The following is a 16,371-nucleotide window of genomic DNA, read 5'->3' on the forward strand; positions in this document are numbered from 1 at the left end:
GGGATCGAGAGGTGTCATGGCCCGCCTGGTCGTCGTTGTCGAGAAAGCCTCCGACTGGAGCTCGTATTACCCCTCCGTTGATGTGATGAGCGCAATGGATTATCTGCGCACGCCGGTCGGTGCCGACGACGAACGCACCCACGTGATCAACCTGTGCCGCAGCTACAAGTACCTGGGCACCGGCTACTACGTGTCGTTGCTGGCCGAGGCGCGCGGGCACAAGGTGATGCCGTCGGTGCGCACGGTGAACGACCTGCGCCGGCGCTCGCTGTACGGCCTGGACATCGACGACCTCAACCAGAAGCTCACCCACTTCCTGCCTGCCGGCGGGCGCGACACCACCGACTTCGGCATCCTGGTGTACTTCGGCGAGACCGCCTACCCGGCGCTGCAGGACCTGGCCCGGCAGGTGTTCGAGATGTTCCCCTGCCCGCTGCTGCGCATCGAGTTCGAGCGCGACCGCGTGTGGCAGGTCAGCTCGATCAAGCCGGTCGGCCTGCATTCGCTGGACGACGCGCAGGAGGACGCCTTCGCCGAGGAACTGGACCGCTTCTCGCGCAAGCTGTGGCGCAAGCCGCGCGCGCGCAAGCAGTTCCGCTACGACCTGGCCATGCTGGTCGACCCGGCCGAGCAGATGCCGCCGTCGAACAAGCGCGCGCTGAAGGCATTCATCGGCGCCGGCAAGGAGCTGGGCATCGAGGTCGACCCGATCGGCAAGAACGACTACCAGCGGCTGGCCGAGTACGACGGCCTGTTCATCCGCGAAACCACCGCCAGCGACAACCACACCTACCGCTTCGCCCACCGCGCCGAGAAGGAAGGCATGGTGGTGGTCGACGACCCCAGCTCGATCCTGCGTTGCACCAACAAGATCTACCTCAACGACCTGATGGTCTCGCGCAAACTGGCGGTGCCGCGCACGGAGATCCTCTATCGCGACGACAGCAAGGGCATGAAGGAAGTCGTCGAGCGGCTCGGGTTCCCGCTGGTGCTGAAGATCCCGGACGGCTCGTTCTCGCGCGGCGTGGTCAAGGTCGAGGACGAGCAAGAGCTGGCGCACGCGGCCAGTGGCCTGTTCCAGCACAGCGCATTGCTGCTGGCGCAGGAATACGTCTACACCGAGTTCGACTGGCGCATCGGCGTGTTCAACCGCGAGGCGATCTACGCCTGCAAGTACTACATGTCGCGCGGCCACTGGCAGATCTACAACCACGGCGCCACCGGCACGGCAAAGTCCGGCGGGTTCGAGACCATCGCGTTGAAGGACGCCCCGGTGGCCGTGGTCAAGCTGGCGCTGAAGGCGACCCAGCCGGTCGGCGACGGACTCTACGGCGTCGACCTCAAGCAGGTCGGCAACCGCCCGGTGGTGATCGAGGTGAACGACAACCCCTCGATCGACGCCGGCGTGGAAGATGCCTATCTCGGCGACGAACTGTACCTGCGCGTGATGCGCGAATTCCTGCGCCGGATGGAACGCAAGCGCCAGGGCGGCGCCGTCTGAGCCATCAGCGCCAGGCCGCGCCGTGAACGGTGTGGACGACACGCAGACGCCGCCGCGCCAGCCAGCGGCGCGGCAGCCCCGGTTCCAGCGCCAGCAGCACCAGCAAGGGCGCGACCAGCAGCCAGAACGCGGGCGTCCAGCCCAGGAGCGCGGTGTGCGCCGGCACCAGGGTGCTCAGCAGCAAGACGCCACCTCCGAGCAGCCAGGTGCTGGCAGCGGTAAACAGGCGTGGATGATGCGGTGAAAGCGGGCTCGACGTGCGCATGGGGCATCTCCCGTGAAAGTGCCGCCAGCGTGCCTGCCGCTCATCTCACCGCCTGCGACCATGCACGCTGAGGGGTGGCTTGTAGACTGGCAGCCAGTACTCCTCAGGGAACCCCCATGCAGCCCGCCCAGTTCGCCGTGTTCGGTCACCCGATCAGCCACAGCCTGTCGCCGGCGATCCACCAGGCGTTCGCGCAGCAGTGCGGCATCGAGCTGGCATACCGCGCGATCGACGTGCCGCCGGCCGACTTCGCCGATGCGGTGCGGCGCTTCTTCGCCGATGGCGGCCGCGGCGCCAACGTCACCTTGCCGCACAAGGCGGCCGCGTTCGCGCTGGCCGACCAGCACAGCGTGGCAGCCACGCGGGCCGGCACGGCCAACGTGCTGACCCGGCTGGAGGACGGCCGTCTGGCGGCGCACAACACCGACGGCGACGGCATGGTGCGCGATCTGGCCGAACGCCACGAGATCGACCTGCGCGGCCATGACACCTTGCTGCTCGGTGCCGGCGGCGCAGCGCGCGGGGTGGCCTGGCCGCTGCTCGATGCCGGCGTGCGATCGCTGACCATCGTCAATCGTTCGCCGGCGGCGGCCGACGCGCTGGCCGACGCCATTGGCGAGCCGGCGCGGGTGCGTACCCGCTACTGGGACGACCTGGCCACCATCGGCAGTTTCGACCTGATCGTCAACGCCACCTCGGCTGGCGTGCTCGGCGCGGCGCTGCAACTGCCGTTTGCCCTGCTCGGCAGCCGCGCAGTGTGCTACGACCTGTCCTACGGCCAGGCCGCCGCCGGTTTCATCGGCTGGGCCCGCGCGGCCGGCGCGCGCTACGCCTGCGACGGCCTGGGCATGCTGGTGGAAACCGCGGCCGACGCCTTCGCGCTGTGGCATGGCCAGCGACCGGACACCGAGCCGGTGTACCAAACCTTGCGCCGGCAAACGGCCTGAGCGCACCGGTCGCCGCCGCGCCACACGACTGAAACAATGCGCGGGCAGGATGGCGCGACCCGCCGGGAGCGCGCCGATGACGACGACTCCAGCGCGCGGCCATCGTTTGCGCAGCAGGTGTCATGTCCCGCTTTCTTTCCACCGTATCGCACCGATACGCGCTTGCCGTCGTCTTGCTGCTGGTGTTGGGCGGAGCCGCTGCGACCTTCCGGCGGGGCCCGGTGGCGGCACCTTCGCCCACTGGAACGACCGCTGTCGAAGCGGCCGGGACACCGCTCGACGATGCGCAGAGCGACCGCGCCATCCTGCTCGGGCTGGCGCGCGACGCCATGCGCGACGGCCGCCTGATCGCGCCGGCCGGCAGCAACGCGTTCGAGTTCTACCTCAGCGTACTGCAGCTGGAGCCGCACGACCGCACCGCGCACGAGGCGTTGCGGGAATCCTTCGGCCGCGCCTCGGAGGAGATCGAGCGCACCATCAACCGCAACGAACTGGAGGAGGCGCGCCGCGAAATCGATCTGCTGCGCGAATTCGACAGCAACAACTTCACGCTGTCCCTGCTCGGCGGCAAACTGTCCGCCGCGCGCAACATCCTGACCCGGCAGCACGAGGCCGAAGCCGAGCGCATCCGCCAGGCGAACGCCATGCGCGGCGCGGCGATGTGAGGCCGGCTCAGCGCAGCAGCGGCCCGGCCTTCCGCAGCAGCGCCGCGACCAGTTCCGCCTGCATGAAGGCGTAGCGGTCGGGAATGTCCAGGCAGACGATCTTCTTGCCCTTGAGCCGGGCGCGATGGCGCGCCTGCAGGCGCCGGCGATGGCTGCTCTCCATCACCACGATCCATTCGGCCCGGTCCAGCTGGTCCGTGCTCAGCACCACGTCGGCGTCGTCGGCGAGGCCGGCCGAATCCACCTCGAGGTTCGGCCATGCGCCGAACACCCGCTCGGCAGTCGGGCTGCGCCGGCGGTTGCGGCTGCACAGGAACAGCACGCGACGGATGCCCATCAGGCCTCCGCCAGGTAGACGTCCTTCAGCCGAACGTAATGCCCGGCCGAATAGTGCAACTGCTCGATCTCGCGCTCGCCCAGCACGCGCACGCATTTCGCCGGGTTGCCCAGCCACAGCTCGCCCTCGCCGACCACCTTGCCCGGCGGGATCAGCGCGCCGGCGCCGACGAAGCCGTGGCGCATCACCACCGCGCCGTCGAGCACGCTGGCGTGCATGCCGATCAGGCAGTAGTCGCCGATCGTGCAGGCGTGCACCACCGCACCATGGCCGATGGTGACGCCCTCGCCGATCAGGCACGGGTAGCCCGGGCCGTACGGGCCGGCGTGGGCCACGTGCACGACCGCGCCGTCCTGGATGCTGGTCTTGGCGCCGACGCGGATGGCGTTGACATCGCCGCGCAGCACCGTGCCGGGCCAGATCGAGACGTCGTCGCCGAGCACCACGTCGCCGATCACCGTGGCGGCGGGGTCGACGTAGACGCGTTGGCCGAGCGTGGGCGCGATGCCCTTGAAGCTGCGCAGGGAATTCATCGGCGCATTCTAGCGGCGCGCGGTGCCTCGTCACGCTGCCGCGCTTGATTTCGCCCGGCGCGATCGCCACGCTGGCGGCTCAAAGGAGACCGCATGAGCCCCGACAATCCGCTGCTGGCCGACGACACCCTGCCGGCGTTTTCGCAGATTCGCCCCGAGCACGTCCAACCGGCGATCGACGCGATCCTGGCCGACTACCGCGCCGCCATCGACGCGCTGGTCGCCCCCGGCGCGCCGCGCGACTTCAACCACGTGATGCTGACCCAGGAACGGCTGGAGCAGCGCCTGGCGCGGGCCTGGGCACCGGTGTCGCACCTGCAGGCGGTGGCCGACAGCGAAGCGCTGCGCGCGGTCTACGGCCCGGCCGAGGAAAAACTCACCGAGCACGCGATCGAGCTGGGCCAGAACCGCGCGCTGTACGCGGCGGTGCAGACGCTGGCCGATGCGGCGGATTTCGCCGCCTTGCCGCGGCCGGAGCGCGCGCTGGTCGAACATGCCCTGCGCGACTTCAGGCTGTCCGGCGTGGCGCTGGCCGAGCCGGCGCGTTCGCGCTTCCGCGAGATCGGGGTGGAGCTGTCGCGGCTCTCCACCGAGTTCTCCCACGCGGTGCTCGATGCCAGCGAGGCATGGCACGAACACGTCACCGACGAGCGCGACCTCGCCGGCATCCCTGCCTCCGGCCTCGCCGTGCTGCGCCAGTATGCGCAGGATCAGGATCTGGACGGCTACCTGGTCACGCTCAAGCAGCCCAGCGTGCAGGCCGTGCTGAACTACGCCGACCACCGCGGCCTGCGCGAGCGGGTGTACTGGGCCTACCAGACCCGCGCTTCGGACCAGGGTCCGGATGCGGGCAAGTTCGACAACAGCGAGCGCATCGAGAAGATCATGGCCCTGCGCCACGAAGCTGCGCGCCTGCTCGGCTTCGCCAATGCGGCGGAGGAGTCGCTGGCCACCAAGATGGCCGCCTCGCCGGCCGAGGTGCTGGAGTTCCTGCACGACCTGGCCGCCCGCGCCAAGCCCGTCGCGCAGCGCGAACTGGCCACCCTTCGCGAGTTCGCCCGCGCCGAACTGAAGCTCGACACGCTCGAACCGTGGGATGTCGCCTACGCGTCGGAGAAACTGCGCCAGCGCGAGTACGCACTGGACGAGGAGCAGCTCAAGCCGTACTTCCCGCTGCCGGCGGTGATCGACGGCCTGTTCGGCCTCGCCGGAAAACTCTACGGCATCACTCTCGCCGCCCGCGACGACGTCGACGTGTGGCACCCGCAGGTGCGCTACTACGACGTGCGCGATGCCGCCGGCAAGGTGTTCGCCGGCGCCTACGTCGATCTCTACGCGCGCAACGGCAAGCGCGGCGGCGCCTGGATGGACGTCTGCCGCGCCCGCTTCGACGACGGCGGCCAGGAGCAACGGCCGGTGGCCTTCCTCACCTGCAACTTCGCCCCGCCCACCGAGGGCAAGCCGGCACTGCTCACCCATGACGACGTGCTGACCCTGTTCCACGAGTTCGGCCACGGCCTGCACCATTTGCTCACCGGCATCGCGCTGCCCTCGATCGGCGGCATCGACGGCGTGGAATGGGACGCGGTGGAACTGCCCAGCCAGTTCATGGAGAACTTCGGCTGGAATCGCCAGGCGCTGGACCTGTTCGCGCGCCACTGGCAGACCGGCGAGCGGCTGCCGGACGAGCTGTTCGAGCGCATGCTGGCCGCGCGGCATTTCCACGCCGGCCTGTTCCTGGTGCGCCAGCTGGAGTTCGCGTTGTTCGATTTTCTGCTGCACCTGGAGTACGAGCCGTCCCGCGGCGCCCGCGCGCTGGCGGTGCTGGAGCAGGTGCGCAAGCAGGTGGCGGTGCTGCATCCGCCGGCATGGCAGCGCTTTCCGCACGGCTTCAGCCACATCTTCGCCGGCGGCTACGCGGCCGGTTACTACAGCTACCTGTGGGCCGAACTGCTCAGCGCCGACGCGTTCGGTGCGTTCGAGGAGCAGGCGGGGGAAAGCGGCAGCGTGATCGACCGCGCCACCGGCGAGCGCTTCCGCCGCGAGTTCCTCGCCGTCGGCGCCAGCCGCCCGGCGCTGGAGAGCTTCATCGCCTTCCGCGGCCGCAAACCCGAGCCGGAGGCGCTGCTGCGCAGCTACGGTTTGGCGTGAAGGGCCGGGAATGGGGAATAGGGAATAGGGAATCGCAAAAGCGGTCGGTCGCGAAGCGTTGCCGCTCTTCCTATTCCCTATTCCCCATTCCCTATTCCCCGCCCCCAAGGCAAAAAAAAGCCCGCCGAAGCGGGCTTTCCTTCAGGAGCTGAGTCTGTGCGACTCAGGCAGCCTGGACTTCCTCGGCCTGCAGGCCCTTCTGGCCCTTGGTGACGATGAACGTGACGCGCTGACCTTCCTGCAGGGACTTGAAGCCCGTGCCCTGGATCGCGCGGAAATGCACGAACAGGTCATCACCGCTTTCCGGCGTGATGAAGCCAAAACCCTTGGCGTCGTTGAACCACTTGACTGTACCGCTCTGACGATCCGACATGTAACGTTACCTTTGAAGCATGGATGATTTGCGGCTCGGAGCGATTGCACTTGACCGCAAGATGGGCAAGTGAACCGGGTGCTCCGGACGGCTTGCCCGCGCAGCATACACTGGAAATCGCGATTTCGGTGGCTTTCCTGCACCGAAGTATTGCGATCGGCGCGAACCGTTCAGCCGGCCCGCCGGGCCGATCGGGGCAATCCTTTACAATATCCCGATGAAAATCGCCTCCTGGAACGTCAACTCGCTGAAGGTGCGCCTGCCGCATCTGGGCCAGTGGCTGGCCGACGCACAGCCGGACATCGTGGCGCTGCAGGAAACCAAGCTGGAGGACGCGAAGTTCCCGGTCGACGAGCTGGCCGCTGCCGGCTACCGGGCCGTGTATTCGGGCCAGAAGACCTACAACGGCGTGGCGATCCTGGCCCGTGAGGCGCCGGTCGACGTGATTACCGACATCCCCGGCCTGGACGACCCGCAGCGGCGCATCCTCGCCGCGACCATCGGCCCGCTGCGCGTGGTCGACCTGTACGTGGTCAACGGCAAGGCGGTCGGCGACGAGAAATACGCCTACAAGCTGGACTGGATGGCCAGGGTGCGCGAGTTCCTGGCGCGTGAGCACGAGCGCCACCCGAACCTGGTGGTGCTGGGCGATTTCAACATCTGCCCCGACGATCGCGACGTCTACGACCCGGTGGCCTGGGGCGAGGACATCCTGTGCTCGCCGCCCGAGCGCGAGGCACTCAAGGCGATCACCGACCTGGGCCTGCACGACAGCTTCCGGCTGTTCGAGTCCGCGCCCGGGCACTACAGCTGGTGGGATTACCGGCAGGCGGCGTTTCGCCGCAACATGGGCCTGCGCATCGACCTGATCCTGATCGGCGACGCCCTGAAACCGGCCGCCATGGCGGCGGGGATCGACCGGGAACCGCGGCGCTGGGAGCGCCCGTCCGACCATACCCCGGTAACGCTGGAACTGGACATCTGACCGAAATGACTGCAAAGAACGAATGGCCGAGCTCGCTGGACGACCACGAACTGGACGAACTGGACCGCTACCTGCGCGCGCATACCGGCGAGGGCGACCTGCTGCTCGATGGGGTGCACGGCCTGCTCTCGGCGCTGGCCGTCGGCCCGCTGCTGGTGCTGCCCGAGGAATGGCTGCGCGAGGTGCTGCACGAGCCGTTCGAGGATGAGGACGAAGGCAATCGCGTGCTGGCCCTGCTGGCCAAGCTCAACGATTCGATCAGCGCCGAGCTCGACGTGGATGCCTACGAGCCGATCCTGGGCGAAGTCGAATCCGAGGCCGGTCCGATGCTGTCGGCCGCCGGCTGGTGCGAGGGCTTCAGCCGCGGCATCGACCTGCGCGCCGCCCTGTGGGAAGGCCGCCTGGCTGAAGATCCCCAGCTGATGGAGCTGCTCGGCCCGGTGATGGCGCTGGCGGTGGACGAAGGCATCCTGCGTGCCGAGGCCGAGTTCGAAAAGCTCAGCGACGACGAATACGACGACTGCCTGGGCCAGGTGCCGGCGGTGCTGCAAGCCGTGAACCAGTACTGGCAGGCCAACCCCGCCACCGAGGCGGAAGTGGAAGCGATGGTGCGCCAGCACCAGCCAGCCAGCGATAGCGAGGCCGCACCGCCGCGCCAGCGCAGCGGTCACTGGGTGCATTGAGGGCCGGGATTCGGGAATCGGGATTCAGGATTCGGAGTAAACCCATCGCCCGCGAGCGGGCTCCTGCTGCATTTGGCGAGGTCATTCGTGACGGAACTCGGCTTGTACACCCCGCTCGACACGTTGAAACCGGTTGCCGCCGACATCTGGATCGTCGACGGCCCGGTGGTGGCGATGGCGGCGCTCGGCATGCGCATGCCGTTTCCCACCCGCATGACGGTGGTGCGGTTGCCCGACGGCGGGCTGTGGTGCCACTCGCCGATCGCGCCCGACGCGGCGCTGTTCGAGGCGATCGATGCGCTCGGGCCGGTGCGCCATCTGGTGTCGCCCAACCTGCTTCATTACGCCCATATCGCCGCGTGGAAGCAGCGCTACCCCCACGCCACGGCGTGGGCTTCGCCCGGGGTGCGCCAGCGTGCGGCCAGCCAGCGCATCGACGTGCATTTCGACGCCGATCTGGACGACGCGCCGCCCCCGGACTGGGCCGGCAGCATCAAGCAGATGTGCTTCCGCGGCAGCCGCGTGATGCAGGAATTCGTGTTCCTGCATGACGCCAGCGGTACGCTGATCCTCACCGACCTGATCGAGAATTTCGAACTCGACAGGCTGCACGGCCCGATGCGCTGGCTGGCACGGCTGGGTGGCGTCCTGGACCCCGACGGCAAGGCGCCATGGGACATGCGCCTGACCTATCTGGGTCGCAAACGCCAGGCACGCGCTTGTCTGGCGCGGATGCTGGCGTGGCAGCCGCGGCGCGTGGTGCTGGCGCACGGGCGCTGGTTTCCGGACAACGCCATGGCCGAGTTGCGCCGGGCCTTTCGTTGGCTCGACTGAGCCGGTGTCGCGCCAGCGAAACGATCCGTTCCGGTGACACCGCTTGGATCGGCGCACGAATCGGACCATCTTGGCGGGCATGTCTTACCAGCCGGAGAACCCCATGAGCGATCGCACCATCACCCGCCGCATCCGCGGCACCGACACCTCCGACGGCGCCGGCGTGAAGCTCAAGCGCATCATCGGCCAGCCCGGGCTGGACATGCTCGACCCGTTCCTGTTGCTGGACGAATTCCGCTCCGACAGCGCCGATGACTACATCGCCGGCTTCCCCGAACACCCGCATCGCGGCTTCGAGACGGTCACCTACATGCTCGCCGGCCACATGCGGCACGGCGACAACCATGGCAACCGCGGCGACCTCACGCCGGGCAGCGTGCAGTGGATGACCGCCGGCCGCGGCATCCTGCACTCGGAAATGCCGCAGCAGGAAAACGGCCTGATGTGGGGCTTCCAGCTGTGGGTGAATTTGCCGGCGAAGGACAAGATGACGGCGCCGCGCTACCAGGACATCGCCCCGGAGCGGATTCCGGTGGTGCATCCGGCCGACGGCGTCGAGGTCAAGGTGATCGCGGGCGAGCTGGCCGGCGCCACCGGACCGGTCGAAGGCATCGCCACCGCGCCGGTGTATCTCGACGTCAGCCTGCAGCCCGGTGCGCGGTTCGCGCTGGCGTTGCCCGTCGGCCACCACGGTTTCGCCTACGTGTTCGAGGGCGAATCGGCGCTGGTCGGTGGCGAACGGCTGCAACGCAGCGAGCTGGGCGTGCTGTCCGATGGCGAACAATTGCAGCTGGCCGGCGGCGACAAACCCTCGCGCCTGCTGGTCGTCGCCGGCAAGCCGCTGAACGAACCGGTGGCTCGCTACGGTCCGTTCGTGATGAACACCCAGGCGCAGATCCACGAGGCGATCACGGATTTCCGGGCGGGCCGGTTCTAATCAGATAAAGCGCTCCTTGCATTCGCCCCCTCTCCCAGAGGGAGCGAACGCAAGGAGCGCGTCACTCCATTAAAGCGGGCGCTCTCACCCCTTCACGCTCCCCAGCAACAACCCCTGCAGGTAATGCCGCTGCAGCGCCAGGAACAGCACCAGCACCGGCAGCACGGTGACGACCGAGCCGGCCATCATCAGTTCGGTGTCCTCGCTGTGTTCGCGCACCAGCGAGGCCAGCGCCAGTGGCAGGGTGTAGTGCTCCTGGCCGGTCAGCACGATCAGCGGCCACATGAAATCGTTCCAGGCGGCGAGGAAGGTGAACACGGTCAGCGTCACCATCACCGGCTTGAGCAGCGGCAGCATGATCTGCACGAAGATGCGCCACTCGCCGGCGCCGTCGATGCGCGCCGCTTCCAGCAACTCGTCCGGCACGCTGCGGGCGAACTCGCGCACCAGGTAGATGCCGAACAGCGTGGCCATGCCCGGCACGATCGCGCCGGCGTAGCTGTTGACCAGGCCGGCATATTTCAGCAGCAGGAACAGCGGCAGCATCGCCACCTGGGCGGGGATCAGCAGCGCGCCGATCAGCGCGCGGAACAGGCGCTCGCGCCCGGCGAAGCGCAGCTTGGCGAAGGCGTAGCCGGCCATCAGGTTGCATACCAGCGCCAGCGCGGCGATCGCGCCGGAGATCGCCAGGCTGTTGAGCAGGTAGCGGCCCATGCCGGCACGGGCGAACAGCGCACGGTAGTTGTCCAGCGTGGGTTGCGCGGGCAGCAGCGGCGGCGGCAGCGAGCTGGCGCTGCCGGCCGGCATCAGCGAGGCCGACAGCATCCACAGCAGCGGCAGCACGGCCACCGCGGCGCAGCCGAACAAGGCGCCGTTGACCAGCCACCGGGCGAGGCGCGGGTTCATGCCGCCGCCCCGCGTCGCGCCAGTCGCAACAGCAGCATGGTCACCGCCAGGATGATGCCGAACAAGGCGAAGGCGACGGCCGAGGCCACGCCGAAGTTCCACCACTTGAAGCCGTCGTCGTACATCAGGTAGAGCACGCTCGTGGTGCTTTGCAGCGGCCCGCCTTCGGTCATCACGTAGGGCTCGGCGAACAGCTGGAAATAGCCGGCCACGGTGAGCACCATCACCAGCACCATGGTCGGCCGCAGCATCGGCAGGGTGATGTGGCGGAACTGCCGCCAGCGCGAGGCGCCGTCGATGCGCGCCGCCTCGTACAGCTCCGGCGGGACCGCCTGCAGGCCGGCCAGCAGGATGATCATGTTGTAGCCGAAGTTCTTCCACACCGCGAAGGCGATGATCGTGGGCATCGCCCAGTGCGGGTCGCCCAGCCAGTCCACCGGGTTCAGTCCCAGCATCGCCAGCGCATGGTTCACCAGGCCGTACTTGGTGTTGAACAGGTAGCGCCAGATCACCGCCACCGCCACCACGGTGGTCACCACCGGGGCGAACAGCACGGTGCGATGGAACGCCTTCATCCGCGCCAGCGGCGAGTTGAGCAGCAGCGCGGTGCCCAGCGAGGCGCCGATCGACAGCGGCACGCCGACAACCACGAAGTAGAACGTGTTGCCCAGCGCGGTCCAGAACAGCGGCCGCTGCAGCAACTCCCCATAGTTGTGCAGGCCGACGAAGCGCAGGTTGCGGATGTCGGCCAGCGCGTACAGGTCGTAATCGGTGAGGCTCAGGCCCAGCGCGCCCAGCACCGGCACGAAGAAGAACACGCCCAGCACCAGCAGCGCCGGGGTGAGGAACAGCCAGGCGGTGCGCGCGCGGCTCATCGCGTGCGCCCGGCGCGGTCGAGCATCCAGCGCCGCTTGGCCAGGATCGCGTCGGTGCGGCGGTCGATCTCGGCGGCGGCCTGGTCCACGGTGAGCTCGCCGTGGGCCGCGCGCGCGGCGACCAGCTGCATCTCGGTGACGATGCGCTCCCATTCCGGCACCGGCGGGGTCGGCTTGACCCGTTCCAGCTGCTCGTGGAATGCCTGTACCGCGGGATCGCCACGCAGCGCGTCGCCCCGCCACGCCGAACGGCGCGGCGGCATGTCGCCCAGCAACGCGTAGAACTGCTGCTGCACCTCGGGGCGCGACAGGTATTCGATCAGCAACCAGGCCTGCGCCTTGCGCGGCGAGTGGCGAAAGATGACCAGGCTGGAGCCGCTGGCGATGCCGGCTCCCGGGCCGTGCAGGCCAGGCAGCGGCGCGGTCGCCCATTCGTCCTGCCGGGACGCCGGGAGGCGTTGGCGGAACTCGCCGATGTTCCACGGCCCGGAGAAGTAGAACGCGTACACGCCGCGGCCGACCTCGGCCCATGGGTTGGGCACTTCGGTGTTGGCCAGCAGCGGCGCTTCGTGTCGCTTGAACCGCTCCACGTAGAACGCCAGCGCGCGCTTGAAGCCGGCGCTTTCGAAATTGCCGTAGCGGCCGCCGTCGCGCAGCAGCGGCTCGTCCTGCTGCAGGGCCAGCGACAGCAGCTGCTCGAACTCGTTGGTCGGCAGCAGGATCGCGTAGTGATCGGGCGCGGCCTGCGCCTGCAGCGCGGCCAGCTGCCGCGACCAGGCAGCCCAGTCGCGCGGCGGCGCGTCGAAGCCGGCGGCGGCGAGCAGGTCCTTGCGGTAGAACAGCAGCCGCGTGTCGACATACCAGGGGATGCCGACCAGGGTGCCGTCGATGCGGTTGGTGGCCCAGGTGCCGGGAAAGTAATCCGCCGGCTGCACCACGCGCGAACGTTCGACGTACGGCTGCAGCGGTTCGAGCGCATCCAGCGCGCACATCTCGGCGAGCCAGGTGTTGCCCAACTGGGCCACGTCCGGCGTGGTGTCGCCGGCGATCGCGGTGAGCAGCTTCTGGTGCGCCGCCTTCCACGGCAGTTGCTGCACGTCGACGCGGATGTCCGGGTGTTCGCGCTCGAACGCCGGCATCAGCTGCGCCACTGCCTCGCTCTCGCGGCCCATCGCCCAGAAGGTCAGTGTGTGGCGATCATCGTGATCGCCCCGGCAGGCAGCGATGCCGACCAGCAACAGCGCCGGCGCCAGCAGTCGCCAGCGCCGCCGGCTCACGGTGTGGCCGCCGCCCGTGACAGCCAGCCGCCGCGGAAGCCGGCCTGCTGCAGGCCCTTGCGCACATACGGGTTGCGCTTCATCACTTTCCACACCAGGCCGCTGCGCCAGTTCTCCAGCATCAGCAGGATCGGGCCCTGGTCGATGCCCAGGTACTCGGTGTCGACCCAGCCGAAGCCGGGAATCACCAGGCCGGTGCGCAGCGGCGCGTCGGGATCGCGCAGGGTCAGGTTGAACGCGTCGCGGAAGCCGTACTTCGCGTAGATGTATTTGCCGTAGCGCTGTTTCATGTGCAGGAACTCCGGCACCACCAGGTCCGGCGCGAAGGCGATCGAGCCCAGCGCTGCCGTGGGCGCGATGGTACCGTCATCGACCACGTGGCGCAGGCCCACGCCGCGCGCGGAGTAGCCGAAGTAGCGCCGCTCGCGCCCGTCCGTGACGATGCCGAAGTGGCCCGGGCCGTTGCTGGCCGTCAGCCCCCACAGGTTCTCGCCGTAGCCGGTCCAGCCCGCCGGATTGGCGATCGCGTAGTTGCGTTGCGACAGCACCGCATGGCGGCCGTTTTCGAAATAATCCGAATCGTGCTGGCGCATGAAGTCGTCACGGATGCCGCGGAAGTCGATCCACGCGGCGCTGTACTGGTGGCCGAACAGCGGCCCGAAGGTCAGGAAGGTTTCGCCGTAGAGCGTGCCCCAGTAGCGCGGGTTGGTGCGCGTCCACGCGTGCCACGCCGCGGGCTGCAGCGGATGGGTGGGCGAGCCCAGCGCCAGGATGTAGAGCAGGTTCGCCTCGCTGTAGCCCTCCCAGTCGTGCGGGATGAACTCGCCGCCGGGGGTCCAGCCCATGCTGACCAGCGGCGGGCGTGCCTGCATCCACGGCCAGTCGACGCGCTTGTAGAGCATGTCGGCGAGCGCGCGAATCTCTTTTTCCTGCGGCGTGTCGCGGTCGTAGTACGACTGCGCGAACAGCACGCCACCGAGCAGCAAGGTGGTGTCGATGCTGGACAGCTCGACGCCGCGACCGTGGCGCAAGCCGGTCTGCATGTCGAGGAAGTGGTAGTAGAAGCCGCGGTAGCCGGTGGCGTCATCCTCGCTGGCGTTCTGCGGCGAGTCGGCGAAGAAGCGCAAGGTCACCAGGGTTCGCTTGACCGCCTGGTCGCGGTTGATCCAGCCCCGTTCGGCGCCGATGCCGTAGGCCGTCAGGCCGAAACCCACCGCCGCGATGCTGGAGAACGACTGCCCCGGCCAGTGGTCCGGTGCCAGCCCGTTGACCGGATTGGTGGTGTCCCAAAAGAACTGGAAGGTGCGGTGTTCCAGCTCGTCCAGTTGCGCCTGCTGGTCGGCAGGGAGGGCGGTGAAGGCCAGCGGCGCGTGGCGCGTGGCCTCGGTGGTGATGTCCTGCGCTGCGGCTGGTGCCCATGCACCCAGGCCGGTGAGCGCGAATGCCAGCAGCAATGGGGCGAGGAAGGAGCGGAAGCGCAGAAGACTCATCGAGCGGAATATCCGTGGCGACGAATGAAGGATGTGGTTCTTGTGTTGATGGTGCAAACCCGGGTCACGCAGCTCCAGCGGTGCAGTAGCGATCGATGAAGGCCTGTTGCATCGGCATCGAATCGACGCAGCTGGCGACAACCTGGCCGACACCGGCAATGAACTTGCGCAGGTCCCGCTCGGGCATCTGGTCAACCAGGGGGTGATAGCCCCGCGGGATGATGCCTTGGCCGATCATCACCTGTACCCAGCTGACCAGAGCAAACATTTCCTCGGCATTGCGGAAGAAGCGGCCGCTGTCGCGAAACAGGGCGATGTTCTCGCGCAGTTGATCCGGAATCGACATCGTGCGGCACTGGCGCCAGAACGGCGTGTCGTCCCGCCGGGTGGCGTGGTAGTGCAGAATGAGAAAGTCACGGATGCGCTCGTACTCGAAAACGGCTTGCGCGTTGTAGCGATTGATCACCACCTCGCTGAAATCGCGCTGCGGAAAAAGATTGAGCAGGCGCGCGATACCGGACTGGATCATGTAGATGCTGGTCGATTCCAGCGGTTCCAGGAACCCGCTGGACAGTCCCAGCGCCACCACGTTCCTGTTCCAGAACTTCTTGCGCACGCCGGTGGTAAAGCGCAACGGGCGCGGCTCGCCGACCGCAGGTGCGTCGAGATGGGCGAGCAAGGTTGCCGCTGCTTCGTCGTCGCTGACATGGCCGCTTGAATACACGTAACCGTTGCCGGTGCGATGCTGCAACGGAATCCGCCACTGCCAGCCGGCATCGCGCGCGGTGGAGCGCGTGTAGGACGTGGGTGGTCCCACCTTCTCGCAAGCCACCGCAACTGCACGGTCGCACGGCAGCCAGTGCGTGAAGTCCAGATAACCCGTATGCAGCGCCTGCTCGATCAGCAGGCCACGAAAGCCGGAGCAGTCGATGAACAATTCGCCATCGATCCGCTCGCCGCTTTCCAGGACGACGGCCTCGACAAAGCCGTCATGCGCACGCAGCAGGGTCTGGGAGATCTTGCCCTCGGTACGACGCACGCCGCGCCGCTCGGCGTAGCCCCGCAGGTACCTGGCGTAGCGGCCAGCATCAAAGTGGTAGGCATAGGCGATGTCCGCCAGCGGCGAGCCGGCCGGTACATCGGTGGCCGAAGGCATGAACTTGCCAAGCGGCGCGGCCACCGTGTTCAGCGAGTAGGCGCCGATGTCCTCGGCGATACCCAGCTGATTCGCCTTGATCCAGAACTGATGAAACGGCAGCAGGCTGACATCGTGGCCGATCGTGCCGAAGCCGTGGATATACGTGTCGCCGATGCGGCCCCAGTCGTTGAACTGGATGCCGAGCTTGAACGTGCCCTGCACCTGCCTGATGAACTCGATCTCGTCGATTTCCAGGAGATTGTTGAAGAGCTTCAGGTGCGGCACCGTCGCCTCGCCGACGCCGACCGTGCCGATTTCTTCCGATTCGATCAGCCGGATTGCATAGTCCGGCCCGAGTACCTTCGCAAACGCCGCTGCAGCCATCCAGCCCGCGGTGCCACCGCCGACAATCACGATATTGCGGATGCGTGGATCAGTCATGGAAAACCCGCTCGTGCAAGGGAGTGCTTCGGC

17 protein-coding genes are annotated in these 16,371 nt (G+C 67.9%); 8 read left to right on the forward strand and 9 right to left on the reverse strand.

All coding sequences use genetic code 11. The features are described from left to right. Positions 1 to 16: 16 nt before the first annotated feature. On the forward strand, positions 17 to 1,501 hold the full coding sequence (locus ACVCMI_RS01735; protein WP_395120778.1) for a RimK family protein: 1,485 nt from the start codon (positions 17 to 19) through the stop codon (positions 1,499 to 1,501). 4 nt (positions 1,502 to 1,505) lie between these two features. On the opposite strand, the gene ACVCMI_RS01740 is transcribed toward ACVCMI_RS01735, so the two are convergent. Then, positions 1,506 to 1,766: a hypothetical protein gene (locus ACVCMI_RS01740; protein WP_447097684.1), complete on the reverse strand. Its 261-nt coding sequence runs from the start codon at positions 1,764 to 1,766 to the stop codon at positions 1,506 to 1,508. A 116-nt stretch (positions 1,767 to 1,882) separates the two neighbouring features. Between ACVCMI_RS01740 and aroE the strand changes: the two genes are divergently transcribed. Together aroE and ACVCMI_RS01750 are read left to right on the forward strand one after the other, a co-directional pair. After that, positions 1,883 to 2,713, forward strand: a complete 831-nt coding sequence (gene aroE / locus ACVCMI_RS01745; protein ID WP_447097683.1) for a shikimate dehydrogenase — start codon at positions 1,883 to 1,885, stop codon at positions 2,711 to 2,713. A gap of 122 nt (positions 2,714 to 2,835) precedes the next feature. Next, a complete protein-coding gene (locus ACVCMI_RS01750) occupies positions 2,836 to 3,378 on the forward strand; it encodes an energy transducer TonB (RefSeq protein ID WP_447097682.1) in 543 nt (180 codons plus the stop codon). 7 nt (positions 3,379 to 3,385) lie between these two features. Here the strand turns inward: ACVCMI_RS01750 and ACVCMI_RS01755 are convergent, their stop codons facing one another. Both ACVCMI_RS01755 and ACVCMI_RS01760 read right to left on the reverse strand, forming a co-directional pair. Next, positions 3,386 to 3,715, reverse strand: a complete 330-nt coding sequence (locus ACVCMI_RS01755) for a low molecular weight protein tyrosine phosphatase family protein (RefSeq protein WP_447097681.1) — start codon at positions 3,713 to 3,715, stop codon at positions 3,386 to 3,388. Then, positions 3,715 to 4,248, reverse strand: a complete 534-nt coding sequence (locus tag ACVCMI_RS01760) for a gamma carbonic anhydrase family protein (protein ID WP_447097680.1) — start codon at positions 4,246 to 4,248, stop codon at positions 3,715 to 3,717. Before ACVCMI_RS01760 ends, ACVCMI_RS01755 begins: the two co-directional genes overlap by 1 nt. Before the next feature lie 93 nt (positions 4,249 to 4,341). Between ACVCMI_RS01760 and ACVCMI_RS01765 the strand changes: the two genes are divergently transcribed. Then, the gene (locus tag ACVCMI_RS01765; RefSeq protein ID WP_447097679.1) at positions 4,342 to 6,399 is read left to right on the forward strand and encodes a M3 family metallopeptidase; all 2,058 of its coding nucleotides are present in this window, start codon (positions 4,342 to 4,344) and stop codon (positions 6,397 to 6,399) included. 163 nt (positions 6,400 to 6,562) lie between these two features. Here the strand turns inward: ACVCMI_RS01765 and ACVCMI_RS01770 are convergent, their stop codons facing one another. After that, positions 6,563 to 6,772 carry a cold-shock protein gene (locus ACVCMI_RS01770; protein ID WP_008438719.1) on the reverse strand — a complete coding sequence of 70 codons (210 nt, stop codon included), beginning with the start codon at positions 6,770 to 6,772 and terminating at the stop codon, positions 6,563 to 6,565. A 217-nt stretch (positions 6,773 to 6,989) separates the two neighbouring features. Between ACVCMI_RS01770 and xth the strand changes: the two genes are divergently transcribed. The 4 genes from xth (at position 6,990) to ACVCMI_RS01790 (ending at position 10,211) form a co-directional block, all read left to right on the forward strand. Further along, positions 6,990 to 7,757: an exodeoxyribonuclease III gene (gene xth, locus ACVCMI_RS01775; RefSeq protein WP_447097678.1), complete on the forward strand. Its 768-nt coding sequence runs from the start codon at positions 6,990 to 6,992 to the stop codon at positions 7,755 to 7,757. Positions 7,758 to 7,762: 5 nt separating this feature from the next. After that, entirely contained in the window at positions 7,763 to 8,440 is a 678-nt protein-coding gene (locus ACVCMI_RS01780) for a YecA/YgfB family protein (protein ID WP_395120790.1), read from the forward strand. Positions 8,441 to 8,527: 87 nt separating this feature from the next. Then, positions 8,528 to 9,274: a DUF4336 domain-containing protein gene (locus ACVCMI_RS01785; protein ID WP_447097677.1), complete on the forward strand. Its 747-nt coding sequence runs from the start codon at positions 8,528 to 8,530 to the stop codon at positions 9,272 to 9,274. A 103-nt stretch (positions 9,275 to 9,377) separates the two neighbouring features. Beyond that, a complete protein-coding gene (locus ACVCMI_RS01790; protein ID WP_447097676.1) occupies positions 9,378 to 10,211 on the forward strand; it encodes a pirin family protein in 834 nt (277 codons plus the stop codon). Positions 10,212 to 10,295: 84 nt separating this feature from the next. Here the strand turns inward: ACVCMI_RS01790 and ACVCMI_RS01795 are convergent, their stop codons facing one another. The 5 genes from ACVCMI_RS01795 to ACVCMI_RS01815 all read right to left on the reverse strand — a co-directional run bounded on the left by ACVCMI_RS01795 (position 10,296) and on the right by ACVCMI_RS01815 (position 16,338). Beyond that, a complete protein-coding gene (locus ACVCMI_RS01795; RefSeq protein ID WP_395120795.1) occupies positions 10,296 to 11,117 on the reverse strand; it encodes a carbohydrate ABC transporter permease in 822 nt (273 codons plus the stop codon). Continuing rightward, positions 11,114 to 11,992: a carbohydrate ABC transporter permease gene (locus tag ACVCMI_RS01800; protein ID WP_447097675.1), complete on the reverse strand. Its 879-nt coding sequence runs from the start codon at positions 11,990 to 11,992 to the stop codon at positions 11,114 to 11,116. The genes ACVCMI_RS01795 and ACVCMI_RS01800 overlap by 4 nt, the downstream gene beginning before the upstream one ends. After that, positions 11,989 to 13,269: a sugar ABC transporter substrate-binding protein gene (locus ACVCMI_RS01805; RefSeq protein ID WP_447097674.1), complete on the reverse strand. Its 1,281-nt coding sequence runs from the start codon at positions 13,267 to 13,269 to the stop codon at positions 11,989 to 11,991. Before ACVCMI_RS01805 ends, ACVCMI_RS01800 begins: the two co-directional genes overlap by 4 nt. Next, the gene (locus tag ACVCMI_RS01810) at positions 13,266 to 14,759 is read right to left on the reverse strand and encodes a glucoamylase family protein (RefSeq protein ID WP_447097673.1); all 1,494 of its coding nucleotides are present in this window, start codon (positions 14,757 to 14,759) and stop codon (positions 13,266 to 13,268) included. The genes ACVCMI_RS01805 and ACVCMI_RS01810 overlap by 4 nt, the downstream gene beginning before the upstream one ends. Before the next feature lie 64 nt (positions 14,760 to 14,823). Next, complete coding sequence (locus ACVCMI_RS01815) at positions 14,824 to 16,338, reverse strand: tryptophan halogenase family protein (protein ID WP_447099502.1); 1,515 nt, start codon at positions 16,336 to 16,338, stop codon at positions 14,824 to 14,826. Between the last annotated feature and the right edge of the window lie 33 nt (positions 16,339 to 16,371).

This window comes from Rhodanobacter sp. UC4448_H15 (genome assembly GCF_052978265.1).

What these genes read in the sequence shown, in the direction of transcription:
- ACVCMI_RS01735 (WP_395120778.1), top strand. Translation starts at nt 17, where the DNA reads ATGGCCCGCCTGGTCGTCGTTGTCGAGAAAGCCTCCGACTGGAGCTCG.
- ACVCMI_RS01760 (WP_447097680.1), bottom strand. Translation starts at nt 4,248, where the DNA reads ATGAATTCCCTGCGCAGCTTCAAGGGCATCGCGCCCACGCTCGGCCAA.
- ACVCMI_RS01800 (WP_447097675.1), bottom strand. Translation starts at nt 11,992, where the DNA reads ATGAGCCGCGCGCGCACCGCCTGGCTGTTCCTCACCCCGGCGCTGCTG.
- xth (WP_447097678.1), top strand. Translation starts at nt 6,990, where the DNA reads ATGAAAATCGCCTCCTGGAACGTCAACTCGCTGAAGGTGCGCCTGCCG.
- ACVCMI_RS01780 (WP_395120790.1), top strand. Translation starts at nt 7,763, where the DNA reads ATGACTGCAAAGAACGAATGGCCGAGCTCGCTGGACGACCACGAACTG.
- ACVCMI_RS01765 (WP_447097679.1), top strand. Translation starts at nt 4,342, where the DNA reads ATGAGCCCCGACAATCCGCTGCTGGCCGACGACACCCTGCCGGCGTTT.
- ACVCMI_RS01740 (WP_447097684.1), bottom strand. Translation starts at nt 1,766, where the DNA reads ATGCGCACGTCGAGCCCGCTTTCACCGCATCATCCACGCCTGTTTACC.
- ACVCMI_RS01750 (WP_447097682.1), top strand. Translation starts at nt 2,836, where the DNA reads ATGTCCCGCTTTCTTTCCACCGTATCGCACCGATACGCGCTTGCCGTC.
- ACVCMI_RS01770 (WP_008438719.1), bottom strand. Translation starts at nt 6,772, where the DNA reads ATGTCGGATCGTCAGAGCGGTACAGTCAAGTGGTTCAACGACGCCAAG.
- ACVCMI_RS01795 (WP_395120795.1), bottom strand. Translation starts at nt 11,117, where the DNA reads ATGAACCCGCGCCTCGCCCGGTGGCTGGTCAACGGCGCCTTGTTCGGC.
- aroE (WP_447097683.1), top strand. Translation starts at nt 1,883, where the DNA reads ATGCAGCCCGCCCAGTTCGCCGTGTTCGGTCACCCGATCAGCCACAGC.
- ACVCMI_RS01810 (WP_447097673.1), bottom strand. Translation starts at nt 14,759, where the DNA reads ATGAGTCTTCTGCGCTTCCGCTCCTTCCTCGCCCCATTGCTGCTGGCA.
- ACVCMI_RS01790 (WP_447097676.1), top strand. Translation starts at nt 9,378, where the DNA reads ATGAGCGATCGCACCATCACCCGCCGCATCCGCGGCACCGACACCTCC.
- ACVCMI_RS01815 (WP_447099502.1), bottom strand. Translation starts at nt 16,338, where the DNA reads ATGACTGATCCACGCATCCGCAATATCGTGATTGTCGGCGGTGGCACC.
- ACVCMI_RS01755 (WP_447097681.1), bottom strand. Translation starts at nt 3,715, where the DNA reads ATGGGCATCCGTCGCGTGCTGTTCCTGTGCAGCCGCAACCGCCGGCGC.